Source organism: Saccharothrix sp., assembly GCF_031180885.1.
Lineage (GTDB): Bacteria > Actinomycetota > Actinomycetes > Mycobacteriales > Pseudonocardiaceae > Actinosynnema.
In genome coordinates this window covers 37,462-59,190 of record NZ_JAPSLK010000011.1, presented here as the reverse complement: position 1 = coordinate 59,190, position 21,729 = coordinate 37,462, and the positions used below count along the sequence as shown (strand labels likewise).

General features: G+C 69.4%; 18 protein-coding genes. 16 read left to right on the top strand and 2 right to left on the bottom strand.

Going from position 1 to position 21,729, the window contains the following annotated elements; translation table 11 throughout:
• Positions 1-226: 226 nt before the first annotated feature.
• From RIN75_RS16130 to RIN75_RS16065, 14 genes are all read left to right on the top strand, one after another.
• The gene (locus RIN75_RS16130; RefSeq protein ID WP_309112739.1) at positions 227-589 is read left to right on the top strand and encodes a BlaI/MecI/CopY family transcriptional regulator; all 363 of its coding nucleotides are present in this window, start codon (positions 227-229) and stop codon (positions 587-589) included.
• Positions 586-1,524, top strand: coding sequence for a M56 family metallopeptidase (locus RIN75_RS16125; protein ID WP_309112738.1), 939 nt, complete (start codon positions 586-588; stop codon positions 1,522-1,524). Before RIN75_RS16130 ends, RIN75_RS16125 begins: the two co-directional genes overlap by 4 nt.
• A 197-nt stretch (positions 1,525-1,721) precedes the next feature.
• The gene (locus RIN75_RS16120) at positions 1,722-3,161 is read left to right on the top strand and encodes an MFS transporter (protein ID WP_309112737.1); all 1,440 of its coding nucleotides are present in this window, start codon (positions 1,722-1,724) and stop codon (positions 3,159-3,161) included.
• A gap of 226 nt (positions 3,162-3,387) precedes the next feature.
• On the top strand, positions 3,388-4,422 hold the full coding sequence (locus RIN75_RS16115) for an NlpC/P60 family protein (protein WP_309112736.1): 1,035 nt from the start codon (positions 3,388-3,390) through the stop codon (positions 4,420-4,422).
• Positions 4,423-4,752: 330 nt separating this feature from the next.
• Positions 4,753-6,234 (top strand): non-reducing end alpha-L-arabinofuranosidase family hydrolase, encoded by a 1,482-nt coding sequence (locus tag RIN75_RS16110; protein ID WP_309112735.1) that lies wholly within the window; start codon positions 4,753-4,755, stop codon positions 6,232-6,234.
• 144 nt (positions 6,235-6,378) lie between these two features.
• Positions 6,379-7,062 (top strand): alpha/beta hydrolase, encoded by a 684-nt coding sequence (locus tag RIN75_RS16105; protein WP_309112734.1) that lies wholly within the window; start codon positions 6,379-6,381, stop codon positions 7,060-7,062.
• A 223-nt stretch (positions 7,063-7,285) separates the two neighbouring features.
• Positions 7,286-10,012, top strand: a complete 2,727-nt coding sequence (locus RIN75_RS16100) for a beta-L-arabinofuranosidase domain-containing protein (RefSeq protein ID WP_309112733.1) — start codon at positions 7,286-7,288, stop codon at positions 10,010-10,012.
• A gap of 87 nt (positions 10,013-10,099) precedes the next feature.
• Positions 10,100-11,533: a glycoside hydrolase family 43 protein gene (locus tag RIN75_RS16095; RefSeq protein WP_309112732.1), complete on the top strand. Its 1,434-nt coding sequence runs from the start codon at positions 10,100-10,102 to the stop codon at positions 11,531-11,533.
• A 32-nt stretch (positions 11,534-11,565) separates the two neighbouring features.
• Positions 11,566-12,993, top strand: coding sequence for a glycoside hydrolase family 43 protein (locus tag RIN75_RS16090; protein ID WP_309112731.1), 1,428 nt, complete (start codon positions 11,566-11,568; stop codon positions 12,991-12,993).
• A 30-nt stretch (positions 12,994-13,023) separates the two neighbouring features.
• Positions 13,024-14,409 (top strand): glycoside hydrolase family 43 protein, encoded by a 1,386-nt coding sequence (locus tag RIN75_RS16085; RefSeq protein WP_309112730.1) that lies wholly within the window; start codon positions 13,024-13,026, stop codon positions 14,407-14,409.
• 90 nt (positions 14,410-14,499) lie between these two features.
• Positions 14,500-15,918: an arabinofuranosidase catalytic domain-containing protein gene (locus RIN75_RS16080; protein WP_309112729.1), complete on the top strand. Its 1,419-nt coding sequence runs from the start codon at positions 14,500-14,502 to the stop codon at positions 15,916-15,918.
• Between the two features lie 191 nt (positions 15,919-16,109).
• Positions 16,110-16,487, top strand: coding sequence for a hypothetical protein (locus RIN75_RS16075; protein WP_309112728.1), 378 nt, complete (start codon positions 16,110-16,112; stop codon positions 16,485-16,487).
• Positions 16,488-16,513: 26 nt separating this feature from the next.
• Positions 16,514-18,640, top strand: a complete 2,127-nt coding sequence (locus RIN75_RS16070) for a caspase family protein (protein ID WP_309112727.1) — start codon at positions 16,514-16,516, stop codon at positions 18,638-18,640.
• Positions 18,637-19,359 carry a hypothetical protein gene (locus RIN75_RS16065; protein WP_309112726.1) on the top strand — a complete coding sequence of 241 codons (723 nt, stop codon included), beginning with the start codon at positions 18,637-18,639 and terminating at the stop codon, positions 19,357-19,359. The genes RIN75_RS16070 and RIN75_RS16065 overlap by 4 nt, the downstream gene beginning before the upstream one ends.
• Positions 19,360-19,527: 168 nt before the next feature.
• Here RIN75_RS16065 and RIN75_RS16060 read toward each other — a convergent pair whose 3' ends face one another.
• Positions 19,528-19,995 carry a hypothetical protein gene (locus tag RIN75_RS16060; RefSeq protein ID WP_309112725.1) on the bottom strand — a complete coding sequence of 156 codons (468 nt, stop codon included), beginning with the start codon at positions 19,993-19,995 and terminating at the stop codon, positions 19,528-19,530.
• 56 nt (positions 19,996-20,051) lie between these two features.
• Positions 20,052-20,318: a hypothetical protein gene (locus tag RIN75_RS16055; RefSeq protein WP_309112724.1), complete on the bottom strand. Its 267-nt coding sequence runs from the start codon at positions 20,316-20,318 to the stop codon at positions 20,052-20,054.
• A 156-nt stretch (positions 20,319-20,474) separates the two neighbouring features.
• On the opposite strand from RIN75_RS16055, the gene RIN75_RS16050 reads away from it, so the two are divergent.
• Both RIN75_RS16050 and coaD read left to right on the top strand, forming a co-directional pair.
• Positions 20,475-21,284, top strand: coding sequence for an aminoglycoside phosphotransferase family protein (locus RIN75_RS16050; RefSeq protein ID WP_309112723.1), 810 nt, complete (start codon positions 20,475-20,477; stop codon positions 21,282-21,284).
• A gap of 30 nt (positions 21,285-21,314) precedes the next feature.
• Positions 21,315-21,725 (top strand): pantetheine-phosphate adenylyltransferase, encoded by a 411-nt coding sequence (gene coaD, locus RIN75_RS16045; protein ID WP_309112722.1) that lies wholly within the window; start codon positions 21,315-21,317, stop codon positions 21,723-21,725.
• The last annotated feature ends 4 nt before the right edge of the window (positions 21,726-21,729 follow it).

The following is a 21,729-nucleotide window of genomic DNA, read 5'->3' as shown; positions in this document are numbered from 1 at the left end:
GCTATCGCCCGCCGAAACCCCACGGGGAGCGGGCGAAATGGCGTCGGGCGGGTGTCCGGGAGCGACACGTCACACCCGCCCGACGCGGGCCGCCGGACAAGGGGGGAATACCCGGCGGCGCGGGTCGGGCGCGGGGACGCCGACCCGAGGGTCCTACTATATCTACTAGTAGGAGGAGTCGCCCAACCGGCCCGGCCGCTACGATGTGCCGGTCGAAAGGGGCGCGATGCACGGGCTCGGCGAGTTGGAAGCGGCCGTCATGGAGGTGCTGTGGCGCGCGCCCGCACCCATGAAGGTCCGTGACGTGCTCGACGAGCTGAACAACGACCGCAACCTCGCCTACACCACCGTCATGACCGTGCTGGACAACCTCCACCGCAAGGGCTGGGTGGACCGCGAGCGCGACGGCAAGGCGTTCCGCTACGAAGCCGCCGTGAGCCGGACGGAGGCGGCGGCGAAGGCGCTGCGCGAGGTGCTGACCGCGTCCGGTGACCCCGAGGGCGCGCTGCTGCACTTCGCCCGGTCGGCGTCCGAGCGGGAAACCGAACTGCTGCGCAAGGCCCTGCCGCGGAAGTCCCGCAAGACGTGACCGTCGCCGCCGCGCTGCTGCTCACGGCGGGCCTGGTCGGGGTGCTGGCGCCCCGGCCGCTGCTCCGACTGGCCGCCCGTGACGTCGACCCGACCCTGTCCATCGTCGCGTGGCTCGCGTCCGCCGTCGGTGTCGTGGCGACCCTCACGTTGGCGGTGGCGCTGCTGCTCGTGCCCGACCACGGCACGCACCTGCTCAGCCGCATGCACGACTGCTGGTCGTACCTCGAACACGGCATGACGCCCAGTGTCGAAGCCGCCGGTGGCGTGGCGGGGTTGGTGCTGGTCACCGCGCTGCTGGCCCGGCTCGCCGTGGTCAGCGCCCGCGCGGCACGACGGCGGGCGCGCACGCGGCGCGAACACCTGGCCACCCTGCGCACGGCCGCCCGGCAGGAGCCCGGCTCACCGTCGACCCTGTGGCTGGACCACGACGAACCGCTCGCGTTCACCCTCGCCGGCACACCCGGCGTCGTGGTCGCGACCGAAGGGCTCAACCGGCACCTGACCGACGACCAGGTGGCCGCCGTGCTCACCCACGAACGGGCCCACCTGGCGGGCCGTCACCACCTGCTGGTCGCGGCCAGCGAGGCGATCGCCACGGTGCTGCCGTTCCTGCCCTTGTTCCGGCACGCGCCGGCGGCGGTGAGGGCCCTGGTCGAACTCGCCGCCGACGCGGCGGCCGTGCGGGCTTGCGGCGTGGACGCCGTCCGGACCGCGTTGCTGAAGGTGTCGCAGCACGGCACACCCGGCACGGCTCTCGCGATGGGCGAGGACGCGGTGGAGGTCCGCTTGGAGCGGCTGGCCGGCGTCCGCCGCCACCGGAGCCCGCTGCTGGGCCGCGTGCTGTGCGTGGCCGCCGGCACGACCGCGATGGCACTGCCCACCGTCGCCGGACTCGGCGGCCTGCTCGTCCTCGTCGCGCTCGGCTGCCTCTAACGCACCGTCTCCCCAGCCGACTCCCGCTCCCGCGGGCCGAGGCGACCGCTTCCACCCATAAGGCGACCGCCTTGACCCATACCCGTATCCCCGCGCAGGCCCCCGAGTGACCTCCAACTCTTACACCACTGTTTGACTTCATCGTCGACCGGGAGCTAGCTTTCCTTAACACTTCCGTTCGACTTCTGGAGTTCCCGGTGAGCCATTCCCCTGCCGCGCACCACGGTCACGGCCACGGAGCCTCCCCTGCCCCGGGGCGGTGGCGGGTGCTGGCCCTGCTGTGCCTGGCGCAGTTCATGGTCATCCTCGACGTGACTGTCGCGAACGTCGCGCTGCCCAGCATCGGCGCAGATCTGGGACTGGGCCGCGCGGCCCTGCCCTGGGTCGTGTCGGCCTACACGCTGGTGTTCGGCGGCTTCCTGCTGCTGGGCGGGCGGCTGTCGGACATCGTCGGCAGGCGCACGACGTTCGCCGTCGGCCTGGCGGTGTTCACCGCGGCCTCGCTGGCGTGCGGCCTCGCGGTCGACGGCGCGATGCTCATCGCCGCCCGGCTGGCGCAGGGCGCGGGCGCGGCGTTGCTGTCCCCCGCCGCGCTGTCGATCATCACCACGACGTTCCACGGCGCGGACCGGAACAAGGCGCTCGGCGCGTGGGCCGCGATCGGCGGCACCGGCTCGGCCGTCGGCGTGCTGCTCGGTGGCGCGCTGACCAGCGGACCCGGCTGGGAATGGGCGTTCTTCATCAACGTGCCGGTCGGCGTCGGCGTGCTCGTCGCCACGTTCGCGCTGGTCGATCCCGGCGCTCGCCGAAAGGTCGAGGGCCGGTCGGACTGGCTGGGCGCGGTGCTCATGACCGCGATGACCGCCTCGCTGATCTTCGGCCTGGTCAACGCGGGCGGCGCCGGCTGGGGGTCGGCCACGACCCTGGTGCCGTTGCCGGTCGGCGTCGCCCTGGTGGTGGTCTTCGTCGTCGTCGAACGCCGGGCCGCGCACCCGCTGGTCCCCATACCCGTGCTGACCAGGCGGAACGTCGTCGGCGGCAACGTTGCGATGGTGTCGGGAGCGGGCCTGCTGATCGCGAGCTTCTTCCTGGCCTCGCTGTACCTGCAGAACATCGCCGGCTACAGCGCGTTCGAGACCGGCTTGACGTTCCTGCCGGTCGCGCTCGGGATGATCGTCGCGGTGCACCTGTGCTCGCACCTGCCGGCCAAGGTCGGGTGGCGACCGATCGCGGCGGCGGGCATGGCCCTCGCCGCCGGCGGTTTCCTCTGGCTCGCGCGGCTCTCCGGCGACACCACCGCGCTCGGCGAGCTGCTGCCCGGGTTCGTGATCGCCGCGGCCGGGTTGGCGTGCATGTTCATCGTGGCCACCACCAGCGCGATGCACGAGGTGGACCACAGCGAGGCGGGCCTGTTGTCCGGCGTGGTCAACACCAGCCACGAGCTGGGCGCGTCACTGGGCATCGCGTTCGTCGCCGCGATCGCCGGCGCCAGCGTGGAGACCGAGAGGGTGTCGGTGGCCGGGTTCCAGAGCGCGTTCCTGGCTTGCGCGATCGTCTCCGTGGTCGTCGCGGTCATCTCGCCCCTGCTCCTGCCCACCGGCAAGCCGAACACCGACGGCCCGGTCTTCGCCCACTGACCCACGCGCGACCCCCTGGTGCAGCAAGAAGTTCGCAGCGCCCGGCCGATCTCCGCGACGACGTGGGACTGGCCGGGCCGCGCAGCACCGGCCGGCACCCGCCGGCGAATAACTCAAACAGCACCGTTCACCTTACCGCCATGTACTAACCCCGATAGTGGACGGATCCGCCGGCATTGCGTAACCTGTCCGAGACCTGACGGGGGGTAACCCGTTCAGACCATTCATGACGGAAGCAGTCAAGGAGGAACACGCCATCGTGGCGTCACCACCCGCACAGCGCACCGTCCGGGCCGCACTCGCGGCCACCGCCGCCGCGGCACTCGCGGCCGGCCTCGCGCTCCCCCATGCGGCGGCCGACCCGGCCCTGCCGCCCAACGCCTCCGAGGCGCTGAAGAAGTACACCGAACTGGCCGGTGAAGCCGAAAAGCTCAACGAGGAGCACCTGCGCGCTCAGGACGACCTGAAGGCCAAGCAGAGCGAACTCGACAAGGCCAACGGCGACCTGACCGCGGCACGCCAAGCCGAGGAGAACCTGCGCGGCCAGGTCGACCTGCTCACCGAGGCCACCTTCGAAGGCGCTCGGTTCACCCAGCTGTCCGCCCTGCTGGTCAGCGACTCGCAACAGGACTACCTCAACCGCATGGCCGCACTCGACGTCCTCGCCACCGAGAACGCCGACGCACTCGGCGCGCTGACCGCCGCGGTCACCCAGGCCGACGACGCCCAGCGCCGCGCGACCGAGGCCACCACCGCCGCCGCCAAGCTCGCCGACGACATCGCCCAACGCAAATCCGAACTGGACGAACAAGTCCGCGAAGCCCGCGCCCACTACGACACGCTCAGCGCAGCCGACCGCCGAGCCCTCGCCGACCCCGGCGACACCTCCCGCATCGCCGTACCTGCAGGCACCGCCGGAAGGGCACTGGAGTACGCGCTCGCCCAACGCGGCGACCCCTACGTCTACGGCGCCAACGGCCCCGACGCCTGGGACTGCTCAAGCCTCATGCAGCAGTCCTACCGCGCAGCCGGCGTCGCCATCCCCCGCACCAGCTACGGCCAGGCCGGCGTCGGCCGGGCGGTGTCACGCGGCGAGGTCAAGGCCGGCGACATCATCGTCTACTACGCCGACCAGCACCACGTGGCCATGGCCGTGGACAACGTCCGCGCCGTCCACGCCTCCACCGAGGGCGTGCCGGTCCGCATCGCCGACATCGACTCCATCGGCCCCATCAACACCATCCGCCGCATCGAAGGCTGACCCGGCCACCAGGTCGGCCGCGCGCCGGACGAGAACCCCAGCGAGGCCCAGCGTCTCAGCTGGGGTTTTTCTTGCGAAAACATGCCCGTTACATCTTGACGCCGGTCGTTGTGATCGTTCACAGTTCGCCTGGCGCGTTCAGGCACACCGCAGATCGACACCTCAACTGTCCCCATATATCCCCATAATCCGCACAGACCCTCACCCCGCTTGATGTTAGCGCTAACAGCACACCCGCAGGCGTGGGTCCGTGCGCGCGTGTCGTCGGTGTCCGCGCCGATAAGACCCGTCTCATATCGCGGGTCCGAATGACGAAAGGAAAGGGTGCTCATGTCGGTCGGGTTTTCGCGCACCACGAGGTGGCGTCGTCGGTGGCGGTCGGGGTTGGCCGCGGTGGCGGTCACGGCCGTCGCGGGTGGGCTGCTCACCGTGGCCCAGACGTCGGCGTCGGCCGCCACGGTGGACACCACCGCCTGGTACGTGCTGGTGAACCGCAGCAGCGGCAAGGCCCTCGACGTCAACGGCGCGTCCACAGCCGACGGCGCCAACCTCATCCAGTGGACCCGCACCAACGCCAACAACCAGCAGTTCCAGTTCGTCGACGCGGGCGGCGGCTACTACAAGCTGCGGGCGCGGCACTCCGGCAAGGTCGCCGACGTCCAAGGAGCCTCGACCGCCGACGGCGCCGGCCTGGTGCAGTGGACCGACAACGGCGGCGGCAACCAGCAGTTCCGCCTCGCCGACTCCGACAGCGGGTACGTCCGGCTGATCAACCGCACCAGCGGCAAGGCCGTCGAAGTGCAGGGCGGCTCCAGCGCCGACGGCGCCCGCGTGGTGCAGTGGAGCGACTGGAACGGCAGCAACCAGCAGTGGCAACTCGTCCGCGTCGGCGGGGGCAGCGGCACGTGCTCGCTGCCGTCGACCTACCGCTGGACGTCGACCGGCCCGCTGGCGACCCCGAAGTCCGGGTGGGTCTCGCTCAAGGACTTCAGCGCCGTCGTCCACAACGGCAAGAACCTCGTCTACGCCACCACGCACGACACCGGGGACAGCTGGAAGTCGACGGTCTTCAGCCCCTTCACCAACTGGTCGGACATGGCCGCCGCCACCCAGCACTCGATGCCCTTCAACGCCGTGGCGCCGACGCTGATCTACCACGCGCCGAAGAACATCTGGGTGCTCGCCTACCAGTGGGGTTGGCCGGACACCTTCTCCTACCGCACCTCGACCGACCCCACCAACCCCAACGGCTGGTCCGCGCAGCAACAACTGTTCACGGGCACCCTCCCGCAGGGGGCGCCGCTCGACCAGACGCTCATCGCCGACGACACGAACATGTACATGTTCTTCGCCGACGACCTGGGCAACATCTACCGCGCCAGCATGCCCATCGGGAACTTCCCGGGCAGCTTCGGCTCCAGCTACACGAAGATCATGAGCGACACGCCGGAGAACCTGTTCGAGGCCGTCGAGGTCTACAAGCTCAAGGACCAGAACCAGTACCTCATGATCGTCGAGGCGCAGAGCCCGTCCGGGCGCTACTTCCGCTCCTTCACCGCCACCAGCCTCAACGGCACGTGGACCCCGCAGGCCACCACGGTGACCAACCCGTTCGCGGGCAAGGCCAACAGCGGCGCGACGTGGACCAACGACATCAGCCACGGCGACATCGTGCGCACCAACCCCGACCAGACCAAGACCATCGACCCCTGCAACCTCCAGTTCCTCTACCAGGGACGTGACCCCAAGTCCGACGGCACGGACTACGGCCTGCTGCCGTACCTGCCGGGTGTGCTGACCCTGCAGCGCTAGCAAGTGGGCGGGCTCGGTGCGATGCCGAGCCCGCCCCACGCCGGTTGGGGTGACAACCGGAAGCAGATCGTCCGGAACCAGTCCTACTGTGGCTCCCGGCGTGGACGGCGAGTGGCCGTCCAGCACTGGAGAAAGAGACTGATCGTGCGCATCCTGCTCATCGGTGGCCTGTGGCTCGACGGATCGTCCTGGGACGAGGTCGTCCCCGTGCTGAGGGACCTCGGCCACCACCCCGTGCCGCTCACCCTCCCGGGCCAGGGCGACGGCTCGACGTCCGCCACGCTGGCCGACCAGGTCGCCACCGTGCTCGCCGCCGTGGACGCCGAGCCGGACCGGCCCCTGGTGGTCGGGCACTCCGCCGCGGCCGGCCTGGCCTGGCTGGCCGCCGACGCCCGACCGGAGAAGGTGGCCAAGGTCGTGATGATCGGTGGATTCCCCGCCGGCGACGGGAGCACCTACGCCGACTTCTTCGAACCGGTCGACGGCCTCATGCCCTTCCCCGGCTGGGCGCCGTTCGACGGGCCGGACTCCGCCGACCTGGACGAGGACGCCCGGCGCGCCTTCGAGGCCGCCGCGGTTTCGGTCCCCGAAGGTGTGACCAAGGGCGTGGTGCGCCTGGCCGACGAACGCCGGTTCGAGGTCCCGGTGGTGTTGATCTGCCCCGAGTACAGCCCCGACCAGGCCCGGGAGTGGATCGCCGCCGGCGACATCCCCGAACTCGGTGCGGTCAAGCAGGTCGAGTACGTCGACATCGATTCCGGCCACTGGCCGATGGTCACCAAGCCGGCCGAACTCGCCCGTCTCATCGCCGCCGCCACCGGTGACTGAGCCCGCGGGGTGCGGCGGAACGCCGCACTCGGCCCGGTCGCCAGATCTGTTAGCGCTAACAAGCTCTGCGTCGGTTCAGTGCAGAAAGCCCGAACCGGACCGTTGACAACCCGCCAAGCCGGCTGTTAGCTATGAAGTCAACTCAGGACTGGCCACCGGCCTGTCCGCACTTTGAATTGTTAACGCTAACATCCGTCCGGCCCCGATGGAGAGGTTGTCGACGATGGGACACCCCTTGAACCGGCGCAGGTTGTTGCAGGCCACGGGGGTCGCCGCCCTCGCGACCGCCGTGCCCGCCATGGCCACCCCGACGGCCCACGCCGCCTCGGTGCCACCGGTCCGCGGCGACATCGGCGTGTCGACCTTCCCGTTCGACCTCAGCCAGGTCCGCCTCACCACCGGCCGCTGGCTGGACAACCAGAACCGCACCCTGTCCTACCTGCGGTTCATCGACGTCGAGCGGCTGCTCTACAACTTCCGCGCGAACCACCGCCTGTCGACGGGCGGCGCGGCGCCGCTGGGCGGCTGGGAGGCGCCGGACTTCCCGTTCCGCACGCACAGCCAGGGGCACTTCCTCAGCGCGTGGGCGCAGGCGTGGGCGGTGCTGGGCGACACCACGTCCCGCGACCGGGCCAACTACATGGTCGCGGAGTTGGCCAAGTGCCAGGCCAACAACGCCGCCGCCGGGTTCAACACCGGCTACCTGTCGGGGTTCCCGGAGTCGGACTTCGACGCGATGGAGGCGGGCTCGCCGAAGTCGGTGTCGTACTACTCGCTGCACAAGACGCTGGCCGGTCTGCTGGACGTGTGGCGGCACATCGGCAACACCCAGGCGCGTGACGTGCTGCTGCGGTTCGCCGGCTGGGTGGACTGGCGGACCGGTCGGCTGACCACCGCCCAGATGCAGCGCGTGCTGCAGACCGAGTTCGGCGGGATGAACGCCGTGCTGGCCGACCTGTACCAGCAGACCGGGGACGCCCGGTGGCTGGCGACGGCGCAGCGGTTCGACCACGCCGCCGTGTTCGACCCGTTGGCGGCCAACCAGGACCGGCTCAATGGCCTGCACGCCAACACGCAGGTGCCGAAGTGGATCGGCGCGGCACGGGAGTACAAGGCCACCGGCACCACCCGCTACCGCGACATCGCCTCCAACGCGTGGGACATCACCGTCGCCGCGCACACCTACGTCATCGGCGGCAACAGCCAGGCCGAGCACTTCCGCGCGCCCAACGCCATCGCCGCGTACCTCAACACCGACACGGCCGAGGCGTGCAACACCTACAACATGCTCAAGCTGACGCGCGAGCTGTGGCTGCTGGACCCGAACCGGGCCTCCTACTTCGACTTCTACGAGCGCGCCCTGCTCAACCACCTGATCGGGCAGCAGAACCCGGCCGACCCGCACGGGCACATCTGCTACTTCACCGGCCTGAACCCCGGGCACCGCCGGGGCAACACCGGCCCGGCGTGGGGCGGCGGCAACTGGAGCACCGACTACGGCACGTTCTGGTGCTGCCAGGGCACCGCGCTGGAGGTCAACACCTCGCTGGCCAACTCGATCTTCTTCCACAGCGGCACGACGTTGACGGTGAACCTCTACACGCCGTCCACGCTCAACTGGTCGGAACGCGGCATCACCGTCACCCAGACCACGACGTACCCGGTGTCGGACACCACCTCGCTGACCGTGACCGGCAACGTGAGCGGGTCGTGGACCATGCGGCTGCGCATCCCGTCGTGGACGAGCAACGCGACGATCAGCGTCAACGGTGTCGCCCAGAACATCACCACGACCCCCGGCACGTACGCGAGCGTCACCCGCTCCTGGGCCTCCGGCGACGTGGTCTCGCTGCGCCTGCCCATGCGGCTGACCATGGTGCCCGCCAACGACAACCCGGCGGTCGCCGCGGTGACCTACGGCCCGGTCGTGCTGTCCGGCAACTACGGCAACACGGCCCTGAGCGCCCTGCCGGTCCTCGACACCGCCTCCGTCACCCGGACCAGCACGTCGTCCCTGACGTTCACCGCGACCGCGAACGGCGCGACGGTGAACCTGGGGCCGTTCTACGACGCGCACGGGCACAACTACACCGTCTACTGGAACACCGGCGGCGCCACGGACGCGGGCTACCGGTTGTTCAACGCCTCCAGCGGTTTGGTGCTCGGCATCCAGAACATGTCCACCGCGGACGGCGGGCTGGCGTTGCAGTGGGGCGACAACGGCACGGCCGACCACAACTGGCAGCTGGTCCCCGACGGCTCGGCGGTCAAGCTGCGCAACGTCAACAGCGGCAAGGTGTTGGGCGTGGAGAACATGTCCACCGCCGACAACGCCCGCGTGCTGCAATGGTCCGACAACGGCACCGCCGACCACCGTTGGACCATTGTGGACAACGGCGACGGGACCCACAAGTTGCGCAACGTCAACAGCGCCAAGATGTTGGGCATCCTCAACGGCTCCACCGCGCAGGGCGCGCAGGCGGTCCAAGATCCGGACAACGGCAGCACTGACAACAACTGGCGGTTCGTGCCCTCCGGCACCCACCGCATCCAGAACCTGGCCAGCGGCCTCGTTCTCGGCGTGCAGAACATGTCCACCGCCGACGGCGGCCTGGTGATCCAGTGGGGCAACACCGGCACCGCCGACCACCTGTGGACCGCCCTGCTCGACCCCGACGGCTACTTCCGGCTGCGCAACAGCAACAGCGGCAAGGTACTCGGCGTCGAAGGCATGGGGACCGCCAATGGCTCCCGCGTCCTGCAGTGGTCGGACAACGGCACCGCCGACCACAAGTGGCGCCTGCGCTACGGCACGAACGGCCACTTCCGCATCCAGTGCGCCAACGGCGGCCGCGTCCTCGCCGTGAGCGGCGGCTCGACCTCGCAGGGCGCGCAGATCGTCATCTGGGACGACAACGGCAGCAACAGCCACCTCTGGCGCTTCATCTGATCCCCGGCGGTTCCCGCGACGTCCACCGTGACGTCGCGGGAACCCCTCGCACCGATCACCTGCACGCTGTGATCAAGGGAGATCACCGTGTCACGAGCACTGACGAGGGTCAGCGCGCTGGTCGCCACCGTGGCCCTGCTGTTCACCTCCTGGTCGGTCACGACCGCCCGCCGGGCCGAGGCGCTGGAGCCGTTCACCGGTTACCTCATGGCGCACTTCACCGGCGAGCACCCGATCGGCGAGCAGGTCTACTTCACCCACAGCCGCGACGGCCTGCACTGGACCGAGCTGAACAACGGCGCCCCCGTGCTGCTGTCCACCGTCGGCGAGCGCGGGGTGCGCGACCCGGCGCTGGTCCGCTCGCCCGCCGGTGACCGGTACTGGATCATCGCCACCGACCTGCGGATGTCCGGAAGCGGCCGGTCGTGGCACGACGCGGCCAACAACGGCAGCACGTCGCTGGTCGTGTGGGAGTCCACCGACCTGGTCACGTGGTCCGCTCCGCGCCTGCTCGACGTCGCGGGCGGCATCCCGGGCGCGGGCAACGCCTGGGCACCCGAAGCGATCCACGACCCGGTTTCCGGCGACTACGTCGCCTACTGGGCGACCAACTCCACACTCAACGGCATTCGGAAGCAACGCATCCACTACGTGCGCACCAAGGACTTCCGCACGTTCACCGCACCGCAGGTCTACATCGACCGGCCGGGCACGCAGCACATCATCGACACCCAGATCGTCGAGTCGCCCACCGGCGTCGGCGGCTACCGCTACCACCGGGCGTCCAAAGACGGCCAGATCACCGTCGAAGGCAGCAACTCGATCCTCGGACCTTGGACCACCATCGGCAACCTGTCCCACCTCGGGCTCACCGGTCGAGAGGTCGAAGGTCCCATGTGGACGCGGTTCAACGATCGCGCCGAGTGGGCGCTGTGGCTGGACAACGCCGGCGGCACGGGCTACCTGCCCCTCGCCTCCACCGACCTGAGCAGCACGCAGAACTTCCGCAGGCTCTCCGACTACAGCGTCGGCACCGCGCGCAAGCGCCACGGCTCCATCCTCAATCTCACCGCCGCGGAGGAGAGCCGGGTGCTCGCGCGCTGGCCCAATACACCCGCCAAGCGGCTCCAGTCGTACAACTTCCCGGACCGGTACGTCCGCCACGCCAACTTCGACGTGCGCATCGACCCGAACGTCAGCCCCGCCCAGGACGCGCAGTTCCGCCTCGTGCCGGGCCTGGCGGGCACGGGGACGGTGTCGTTCCAGTCGGTCAACTACCCGGGCTACTACCTGCGGCACCGCAACTACGACTTCGTCCTCGCACCCGACGACGGCACCGCGCAATTCAAGGCGGACACCACGTTCCGGCAGGTCGCCGGGCTCGCCGACCCGACCTGGTCGTCCTTCCAGTCCTACAACCACCCCGACCACTACCTCCGCCACTACGCCTACCAGCTGCGGCTCGACCCGATCACCACCGCGACCGCACGCGGCGACGCCACCTTCCGCGTGACCACCTGACCCCCACGGCCTGAAGGCGACAGGAGATGTCCATGCGCGCGCTGCACGCCCGGCTCTCGGCGATGGTCCTCGCCGTGTGCCTCGTCCTCACAGGCCAAGCCCTGACCACACCACAACCGGCCGCCGCCGCCGAACCGGGCTACCTGATGGTGCACTTCACCGGCGATTCCGCGACCGGCCAACGGTTGTACCTCGCGCACAGCGCCGACGGCCTGCACTGGAACGACCTCAACGGCGGAGCGCCGGTCCTGCACTCCCCGATCGGCACCAAGGGCGTGCGCGACCCAGCGCTGGTGCGCTCGCCCGACGGGAGCCGGTACTGGATCGTCGCGACCGACCTGTGCATCCGCTGCGGCTCCACCTACACCAACGGCAGCCCCAGCCTCGTGGTATGGGAGTCGACGGACCTGGTCACCTGGTCGCGGCCCTGGCTGGTCAACGTCGCCGGCGCGATCCCGGGCAGCCGCAACGCCTGGGCGCCGGAGGCGATCTGGAACCCCGAGACGAACGACTACGTCCTGTACTGGGCGACGAACGCCACGGTGAACGGCGTGTTCAAGTACCGCATCTACTACGCCCGCACCAAGGACTTCCGCACCATCACCACCCCGCAGATCTGGATCGACCCACCCGGCACCACCCCGATCGTCGACACCCAGATGACCGAGGTGCCCGCCGGTGTCGGTGACTACCGCTACGTGCGGGTCTCCGGCGACCACCAGAACACCGTCGAGGGCAGCAACTCGATCCTCGGGACGTGGACCACCCTCGGCACCCTCTCCAGCATCGGCCTCACCGGCCACGTGGTCGAAGGCCCGGTGTGGACGAAGTTCCGCGACCGCGACGAGTGGGCCCTCTACATCGACCACCTCGACTCCAACGGCGTGCGCGAGTACCGGCCGATCCTGACCACCGACCCGTTCGACGTCGGCACCTACCGGCTCCAGCCGTCGACCGGCTACGAGATGGGCGGCACCCCGAAACGCCACGGCGCGATCACGACCCTCACCGCCGCGGAGGAGAGCCGCGTCCTCGCCCGCTGGCCCAACACCCCGGCCAAGCGGCTCCAGTCGTACAACTTCCAGGACCGGTACGTGCGCCACGCCAGTATGGACGTGCGCATCGACCCCAACGTCAGCCCGCTCGACGACTCCCAGTTCCGACTGCGGCCCGGCCTGGCGGGGACCGGCACGGTCTCCTTCGAGTCGGTGAACTTCCCCGGCTACTTCCTGCGGCACTACGGCTTCGACTTCCAACTCGCCTACAACGACGGCACCACGGGGTTCGCCGCGGACGCCACCTTCCGCCAGGTCGCCGGGCTCGCCGACCCGACCTGGTCGTCCTTCCAGTCCTACAACAACCCCGACCGCTACCTGCGCCACTACGCCTACCAGCTGCGGCTGGACCCGATCACCACCGCGACCGGACGCGGCGACGCCACCTTCCGCGTGACGAGCTGACCCGCCGTGCCCCGACGAGAGGAAACGACCGTGCGACGACTTCTCGGGTTGGCCGCCTGCTGGCTGGTCGCATCAGGGCTCGCGGTGGGCGTCGGCCCCGCTCCCGCGCAGGCCCAGGCGGCCGACGCCGCCTACGTGATGGGCTACTTCAAGGAGTCGTTGAACGGCGCGGGCGGTGTCAACGCCGTCCACCTCGCCGTCAGCGACGACGGTCTGGAGTGGACACCGCTCAACGAGAACAACCCCGTCCTCATCCCGACCGCGGGCACCAAGGGCATCCGCGACCCGTTCATCACCCGGCTGAACAACGGCACCTGGGTGCTGGTGGCCACCGACATCCCCGTGAACAGCGACTTCCGCAAACCCAACCAGAACATCCACGTCTGGACCTCGCCCGACCTGGTGAACTGGTCGGCCGACCGGCTGCTCAACGTCAACAGCACCAACACCACCTCGTTCAGCTGGGCGCCCGCGATCCACTGGGACCCGTCGCGCAACGCCTACGGCATCACCTTCTCGACCGTGCCGCCGGGCGGCTCGCACGCGGTGATCGCCGTCTCCTACACCACCGACTTCGTCACGGCCACCGCGCCGGTCGTGTTCTTCGACCCCGGGACGTCCGTCATCGACTCCCACGTGATCACCAACCTGAACGGGATGAACTACCTGTACTACCGCAACGACGCCACCACCGGGCTCCTCGGCGCCCGCTCGACGTCGCTGGCACCGGGCAGCTTCACCCGCTACACCTCCCCGATCGGCGACAACCGGTGCACCGAGGCGCCGACGCTGGTCAAGTCGCTGACCGCGGACAAGTGGTGGCTGTGGGGCGACACCTACTGCCCCAACGCCAAGTTCGACCTGTGGGAGGGCGATCTCGCCGCCGGCACGTGGACCAAGGTCGGCCGCCAGTCCTACACCGCGCCGTTGAACGGCAAGCACAACACGGTCCACCCGATCACCGCCGCCGACCGCGACCGCCTGCTCGCCCGCTACGGCGGCACGAGCTGGCGCCGGGTCAAGTCGCTCAACTTCCCGGGCCACTTCGTCCGGCACTCGAACTTCGTCGGCCGCATCGACGAGCAGCCGTTCGAGCCGTACCAGGAGTCGCAGTGGCGGGTGCGGGCCGGCCTGTCCGACCCGAGCGCGGTGTCGTTCGAGTCGGTCGACCTGCCCGGCCACTTCCTGCGGCACCAGGGCTTCGAGGTCAAGCTCGCGCGCAACGACGGGACAGCCGGTTTCGCCGCCGACGCCACGTTCACCCGCGTCGCGGGCCTCGCCGACGCCTCCTGGTCGTCGTTCCGCTCGGTCAACTACCCGACCCGGTACCTGCGCCACTTCGGCTTCGTCCTGCGGATCGACGAGATCTCGACCGCGACGGCCCGCGCGGATGCGACCTTCCGCGTCGGCTACTGACCCGCGCCCGGAGTCGATCAGCCCACTCGTCCCGCTCCAGGAAGGTTCGACATGGTTGCGCGAAACCGATTAAGGAAAGTGCTGTCGGCGATGGCAACGGCCACGCTGATCGCCGGCACGCTCGTCGGCAGCTCGCTCGTCGGCGGCACTGCCGCCCAGGCCGCGGCATCGTTGCCCTGTGACATCTATGCCGCGGGCGGTACCCCGTGCGCGGCGGCGCACAGCACCACCCGGGCGCTGTTCGCCTCCTACAACGGCCCGCTGTACCAGGTGCAGCGCGCCTCCGACAACAGGTACCTCGACATCGGCCCGGTCGCGGCCGGCGGCGTCGCCAACTCCGCGCCGCAGATCTCGTTCTGCGCCCGAACGCGGTGCACCATCACCAAGATCTACGACCAGACCGCCCACCACAACGACATGCCCATCTCGTGGGGCGGCTACTGGCCCGGCCCCGGGCCGAACGGCTCCGACATCGGCGCCGACGCGATGGCGCTCCCGCTCACCGTCGGCGGCCGCCAGGTCTTCGGCGTCATGGTCACCCCCGGTGTGGGCTACCGGGTCGACCACGCCAAGGGCGTGCCGGTCGGGGCCCAGCCGGAGGGGATCTACATGGTCACCTCCTCGACCGGCGTGAACGGCGGGTGCTGCTTCGACTACGGCACCGCGCAGAACTCGCACAACGCCGACGCCCGCGCCACCATGAACGCGATCTACTGGGGCAAGGCGTGCTGGTTCGGCGGCTGCGTGGGAACCGGCCCGTGGGTGCAGGCCGACCTGGAGTGGGGCCTGTTCCAGAACGAGACCGGCCCCAACAAGGACCCGAACAACCCCGGCGTCGATTACCCGTTCGTCAGCGCCTGGTTGAAGAACAACGGCACCACCAACTTCACGCTCAAGTACGGCAACGGCAACAGCGGCGGCCTGACCACCACGTACTCCGGTCGCCTGCCCAACGGCTACTCGCCGATGAAGATGGAGAACTCGGTCCTGCTGGGCACCGGCGGCGACAACAGCCCCACGGGCTCCGGCTACTTCTTCGAAGGCGCCGTGACGTTCGGGTTCCCGTCCAACGCCACCGAGGACGCCGTCCAGGCCACCATCACCGCCGCCGGGTACGAGTTCCCGCCGATGATCGTCGGCGGCCAGTCCGGCCGGTGCCTGGACGTGCCCGACGGCACCAGCACCAACGGCACCCGCGTGCACCTGTGGGACTGCTGGGGCGGCACCATGCAGCGCTGGACCTACACGGCGAACAAGGAGTGGCGCGTCTTCGGCGACAAGTGCCTGGACGCGAGCGGCAAGGGCACCGCCAACGGCACCGCGGTCATCATCTGGGACTGCCACGGCGGCACCAACCAGAAGTGGAACAACAACCCCGACGGCACCATCACCGGCGTCCAATCCGGGAAGTGCGTCGACACCGTCGCCAACGGCACCGCCAGGGGGACGAAGATCCACCTCTGGGACTGCCACGGCGGCCCAAGCCAGCAGTGGAGCCTGCGCGACTGACGAGGACGGGCACGGCACTCCGGTCGATCACGTGATCGTTCACGTGATCGACCGGACTGCTGTACCGGCGTTGTACCGGCGGTGCATCGGGTCGCGGAACCGTGCGGCATGACCAGCGCGAACCTGTGTCGGGAGGGGTCCCCGACGTGACTGATTACCGTCCGGGGATGCCTCACGACCCGGGAACGAAGATGTTCACACTCGTCTCGGCCGATGGTTCCGCCGAGTTGTCCATCGGACTGCCCGCCACGTTCGCCGACGACTTCAGCGAGCACCTCACCGCACAAGGTTTCCGCGTCCCGCAAGGCGCGACGCGCTCGGCCGTGGTCGAGATCATCGTGGCCACGGCCCAGAACCCGGCCGCGTGGACGGCCGTGGGAGGCACGCTGGTGGCGTTCCTCCGACGGCATCGCGGGAAGGTGCACCGCTTCGAGGTCGAAGGCAGATCGGTGTCCATCGAGGGGTACTCGGCCAAGGAAGCCGAGCGACTGGCCACCGAACTCGCCAAGGCGGAGCGGAAGCGCGACGACGACCCAGAACCCGGCGGGATGACCCTCGGTCGCCGGTAGCCCGTTCAGGCTCGCAGGGAGGAACAGTGCCGCACGCCCTCGTGGTCGGTATCGACCAGTACGCCGCGAAGCGGATCCCGTCGCTCAAGTGCGCCGTCAACGACGCGGAGGAAGTGTCCCAACAGCTGAAGTCCGCGGGTTTCGAAGTCGTCACGCTCACCAACCAGGCCGCCACCCGCCGGGACATCCACTGGGAGCTGGAAGTCGGCCTGAACGAGCGCGTGCGGGACCCGGACGACCCCGTGTTGATCTACTGGTCCGGGCACGGCATGTCCGACCTCCGCGAAAGCGCGGACAGCGACCGGGGCTGGTCGACGTTCCTGCTCCCCCACGACGCGGACATCGACCAACCACTCGCCTCGGCGTTCCCCGTCCAGCAGGTCTGGGCGCTGCTGCACCGGATCAAGACGCGCCGGCTGCTCGTCATGCTGGACACCTGCTTCAGCGGCGCCTTCGCGGGCGACAGCCGCGGGTTCGCCATCGGCGCGCGAGGCGGTGCGGTGGACGCGACGGACGACTTCCTGCGCATGGAGGGCCACGGCCGGGTCGTGGTCTCCGCGTGCGGCCCGAACGAGGTGGCGCGCGAGAACGAGAGCCGGGGCCACGGCCACTTCACCTCCGCAGTCCTCTCGGTCCTGGAACGCGACCACGCCGACCGCCGGGCCAGCGTCACCGCGCTGATGTCCGAGATCCGTGACGTGGTGCGGCGGGAGACCAGGGACAGCCAGACCCCGTCCCTGCACGTGGCCGCCCAAGGCTCGGATTGGAGCATCCCGTTGCCGGCTCCCGCCCCGTACCAGCCTCCCATGCCGAGTTGGGCGTTCGTCGGGACGTCCGGCGGTGTCGGCAAGACGACGCTGGCGATGATGACCGCCGAACTGCTCGCCGAGTCCGGCAACAACGTCCTCTACCTCGACGCCGACATCGCCCAGCACGGCGGCACGAGCGAGTGGTGCCAGCGCGCCAAGGTCGACATCGGGTCGGTCCGCACGTTCGCCGACCACGTGGCGGCGTTCTCCAAGGAACCGACCCGCACCCAGCAACGCCACCTCAACGACCGGCTGCTCGACGTCACACCGGAGTACCTGAAGAGGTTCGACTGCGGCCGGATCCTCCTGCTGCCCGCCGCGCGGACGAGCGACAAGCTGTTCGTGTTCAACCTCGTGGCCGAGATCAAGGACCGCCGCTCCAACGCGGTGTGCCGGCAGATCCTCGACGCCGCGTTCGACCGGGGCGTCCGGCAGGGCGCGAGTTGCGTCGTCATCGACTGCGGCGCCCAGTTCGACCCGCTGGTGGTCAACGCCATCACGGCCGCGCACCACCCGTTCGTCGTGGCCGCCGCGCGGGCCGGCGCGAAGGACTCGCGCGAGACGATCCTGAGCAACTGCACGCAGACCGTCGAGGACTTCAACCGGATGCGCGTGGAGACGGTGGTCAACCGGGTGCCGAGCAGGGAGGCCCTGGTGCGGCACTGGGGGGACCCAGGTTACGGCAAGAGCTTCCACTGGCTGCCGTTCGACCGGAAGCTGTTCCAGGACTGGGAGGAGGGGCGGCCGAACTTCGAACTCGGCTACGACGACCTGAGCCACGCCTGGCACGAGATCCTCGTCGCGTCGGACCGCAACGGCTGCGACGGCCGGCACCGGGACTTCCTGCCCAGCGAGTGGGACCGGTTCAGCAAGTGGTCGCTGTGGCTGGTCAACAACCCCGGCTGGGCCGAGGTCACCCGGGAGGCGCTGAGCCGGACGATCCGCCGTTCCTACATCGGTGCCGCCGTCTACCTCGCGATGCTGGCCACCGGTCTCACCAGCATGCTCATGCACATCCTGGCCGAGAACCCTTCGGCGGACTCTTCGTTCCTCCCTCAATGGTTGGCGATCACCATGGTCGCCATCTCAGGGCTCGGCCTGCTGGGCAACTTCGTCGGCAGAATGCTGTGGCGCCGCCGTCGCCGGGTGGTCGACGAAGTGGCGGAGCACGCGGTGTCCGTGGACGCACTCAAGCGGTGGTTCTCCGTGCCGCTCACCGAAGGCCCGTGGTGGAAGGTGTGGCAGTCCAGCCGGCGCGCCGCGATCCACTGGCTGCACAAGCAGGTCGTGGCGGCACGGGCGGGCCAGTTGCCGCCCAGCCAGGCGTATGAGGTGTCGGCGTGAGAACGCTGGGCTTCTCCTGCGCCTACGTCCGATCCGTGGACGACGAGGACGGAACTCCATGCGGTCGCCGAGCCACCCGGCGCAAGTACGGCGAGCCGAAATGCCTGGGGCACTGGGTGGTCGAGTACCTGCTGAGCATGGCGGGCGGCACCCAGCACGCCAGGAAGACGTGGACGGTCGCGAGCATCATCCTGCTGTTCTTCGCGGCGACCTCGGGCTGGTGGCTGCGCGCGACCACCCTGCCGCACGCGATCACCGCCGTGCTCCTCACCGGCGGCCTGGTCATCTGCTTCCACTGGGAGCACCCACTGGGCGGGGTCATCTCCCTGGTGGGCGCGGCATTGACCGCGTTGGCGTGGGCGAGGGGGAACTTGTTCGGCTACTACCTCCTCCACCCCGAGGCGAAACTCGCGGACTTCACGCGGGCGGAGACCCTGTTCGTGACCTCGCTGGACGCCCAGGTGGTGGTCATGTTCACGTTCTCCCTGGCGGGCTTCTACTTCAACTACCGCGAAAACAACACCACCGATTTGAAGTGGTGGCGGGGGCTGAGTTTCACGATGCTCATCGTGCTGTTCGTGTCGGTGCTGGTCTACGCGTTCATGACGAGCGGGAAGAGCGCGGGCTTGGTGCCGTGGATGGTCGTGGTGTTCGGAGCCATGGCCATCGCCCGAGGCGGCCGCGTGATCAGGAAGCTTGCCGCCATCCTGCGGGTGTAGGAAGACTCCACCGCACGATCGACACCGCCGCCGACTTCTCCGCCGCAGTACGGGCAGCGCAGTGGTGCCGACGATCAGGCGGTTCGCCGGCACACCATCAGCGCCAAAACCGGCCAACAACGGCTCGGCGATCGCGCAGCACGCGCCGAAATCGGTGATGGATGCGTTCTACGCCGTCTCGGCCGAGCAGTAGTCCACGATCTTGTGCCAGCACTCTTCATAGGCGGCAAGCTGCCCGGCGAGCACGTTGTCGACGCCGCCGACCACGGCCCGAGCGCGGTCCGCCCAGCTCATCTCCTGCCCGGGATGGTTGCGTTGCGCCTGCACGTGCGCCAACTCGCCGTGGGTCAACACGAAGAACCGCTCCGACCGGTCCTCGGCCAGCGAGTACAGCACCCAGAAGTCCGGGTGGGGCTTCGTCTCGTCGGCGTACTTCTGGTAGAAGCTCGTGACGAACCGGCTCGTGTTCGACGCCTTGACCTCGATCACCGCCGTCCGCCGATTGGCCCCGATCGCGTAGATGTCCGCACCCTTGCGGTTCCCGTAGGTGATCGTCGCGAACACCTCGCGCTTGAGCAGTTCGGCCGCGACACGGTACTCACCGGCCAGGTTGAGGAAGTACTTGTCAATGCCCACGCCCGCTCCACCCTCACCGGTTCGACAAACACCGGAGACCAACCCGGCGGACAAGGTCAAGGAGCACAGAGGCCACAAGCGCGCGCCGCGCCGCCAACCTCACGCGCGAACGCTTCGAGGTCCACCCGGGAACCGCAGACCTTGATGTAGTCGGCGGTCCACCGCGCACCGCGAGCCGGAGTACCGCCGATGGTCCGGCACGTCGCCCGGTGCAGCACAAGGTACGACGGCCTCGGCGTGCGCTCGGCGTTCACCACGAACAGGTCCGGATGCCCCGCCAGCCAACGCTCGTAACCGGCATCGTCGTCCATGAACGTCTGCACCCGACCATCATGCGCTACACCCGCCGACAGCGCCCCGCACATCTGCTCATGCCGCTTGCGCCGTGAATCAGCGAGGTGATGGCCATGCACCGTCCGCCCGCGCCGGATGACGATATTCGCTCGACCCCCCTTTATCGATCACCCAGGATCGGCTGTGTGCTCGTCGCCCCGGACGCCGTCGTAGCCGGCCACGGTCTGCCCACCGGACCGGTCACGATCCACGTCGATCGCCCCACCCGCTTGGTCGCCAGGGTCGGCGACTTCGTGGTGAAGGCCGACGAGCGGCCGGACGCGTTCGTGCGGGAACGGGCCGCGATCGCCCGGCTCGCCGCGGCAGGCCTGCCGGTGTCGGAAGTCCACGCCAGTCGTGACGACGCCCCGTCCCACCTCGTGCTGCGGTGGATCGAGGGCGAGCCGCTGTCCGCCGCCCACCCGCTCTCGGTGCGGCGCGACGTGGGCCGACTGCTGCGCCGGATTCACGCCGAGCCCGAAACCAGGCCCGACACCATCGCCGAGTGGATGACCAACTGGACCGCGTGGCTCTTGTCGTGGCTCGCCGACTTCACCGACGTCCCGCCGCGGCGCTGCAACGAGATCGCGGCTTGGTGCCGCCACCTCCAGCCCCTGATGACCGGCCGCGGCACCCTGACCCTGCTGGACGGCCGCCCCGACCACTTCGTCGTGCGCGACGGCCGGCTAGTCGGTCTGATCGACCTCGAAGACCTCAGCGCCGGCGACCCCGCGATGGACCTGGCCGTGCTCGCGGTGGCCAACGAGGACTTCCTCCCCGCAGTCCTGGACGGCTACGCACCGACCACAGCCGAAGCAGCCGCGTTCGCCCACCTGATCCCGTTCTACGTCCTGCTGCGCCGACTGGCAGCAGCCAAATGGGAACACGAACACGGCAACCCCGCCCGCACAACCCACCTGCTGGAGCAGGTCGCCAAGACCCGAACACCCCTCTGACGAAGTCGACGACCGCTACCATGGCAAGTCATGCGCGCCGTGTTCCCCGGCTCCTTCGACCCCGCCACGCAGGGCCACCTCGACGTGGCACGCCGGGCCGCAGGCATGTTCGCCGAAGTCGTCATGTGCGTCCTGACCAACCCAGCCAAAACCGGCCGCCTCCCCCTCGCCGAACGACTGGCCCTGCTGACCGACATGACCAGCGACCTGACCAACGTCACCGTCGACTCCAGCCCCGGCCGACTCCTGGTCGACTACTGCCGCGAGGCCGGCATCGGCGTGATCCTCCGAGGCACACGCACCCCGGCCGACCTGGAACACGAACTCCCGATGGCCCAAACGAACCGCCACCTCACCGGCATAGAAACACTCTTCATCCCAACCAGTCCCCCACACTCGTACATCTCCTCAACCCTCATCACGGCAACAGCCCACCGGTAACCCG

What these genes read in the sequence shown, in the direction of transcription:
- RIN75_RS16130 (WP_309112739.1), top strand. Translation starts at nt 227, where the DNA reads ATGCACGGGCTCGGCGAGTTGGAAGCGGCCGTCATGGAGGTGCTGTGG.
- RIN75_RS16115 (WP_309112736.1), top strand. Translation starts at nt 3,388, where the DNA reads ATGACGGAAGCAGTCAAGGAGGAACACGCCATCGTGGCGTCACCACCC.
- RIN75_RS16110 (WP_309112735.1), top strand. Translation starts at nt 4,753, where the DNA reads ATGTCGGTCGGGTTTTCGCGCACCACGAGGTGGCGTCGTCGGTGGCGG.
- RIN75_RS16100 (WP_309112733.1), top strand. Translation starts at nt 7,286, where the DNA reads ATGGGACACCCCTTGAACCGGCGCAGGTTGTTGCAGGCCACGGGGGTC.
- RIN75_RS16090 (WP_309112731.1), top strand. Translation starts at nt 11,566, where the DNA reads ATGCGCGCGCTGCACGCCCGGCTCTCGGCGATGGTCCTCGCCGTGTGC.
- RIN75_RS16080 (WP_309112729.1), top strand. Translation starts at nt 14,500, where the DNA reads ATGGCAACGGCCACGCTGATCGCCGGCACGCTCGTCGGCAGCTCGCTC.
- RIN75_RS16075 (WP_309112728.1), top strand. Translation starts at nt 16,110, where the DNA reads ATGTTCACACTCGTCTCGGCCGATGGTTCCGCCGAGTTGTCCATCGGA.
- coaD (WP_309112722.1), top strand. Translation starts at nt 21,315, where the DNA reads ATGCGCGCCGTGTTCCCCGGCTCCTTCGACCCCGCCACGCAGGGCCAC.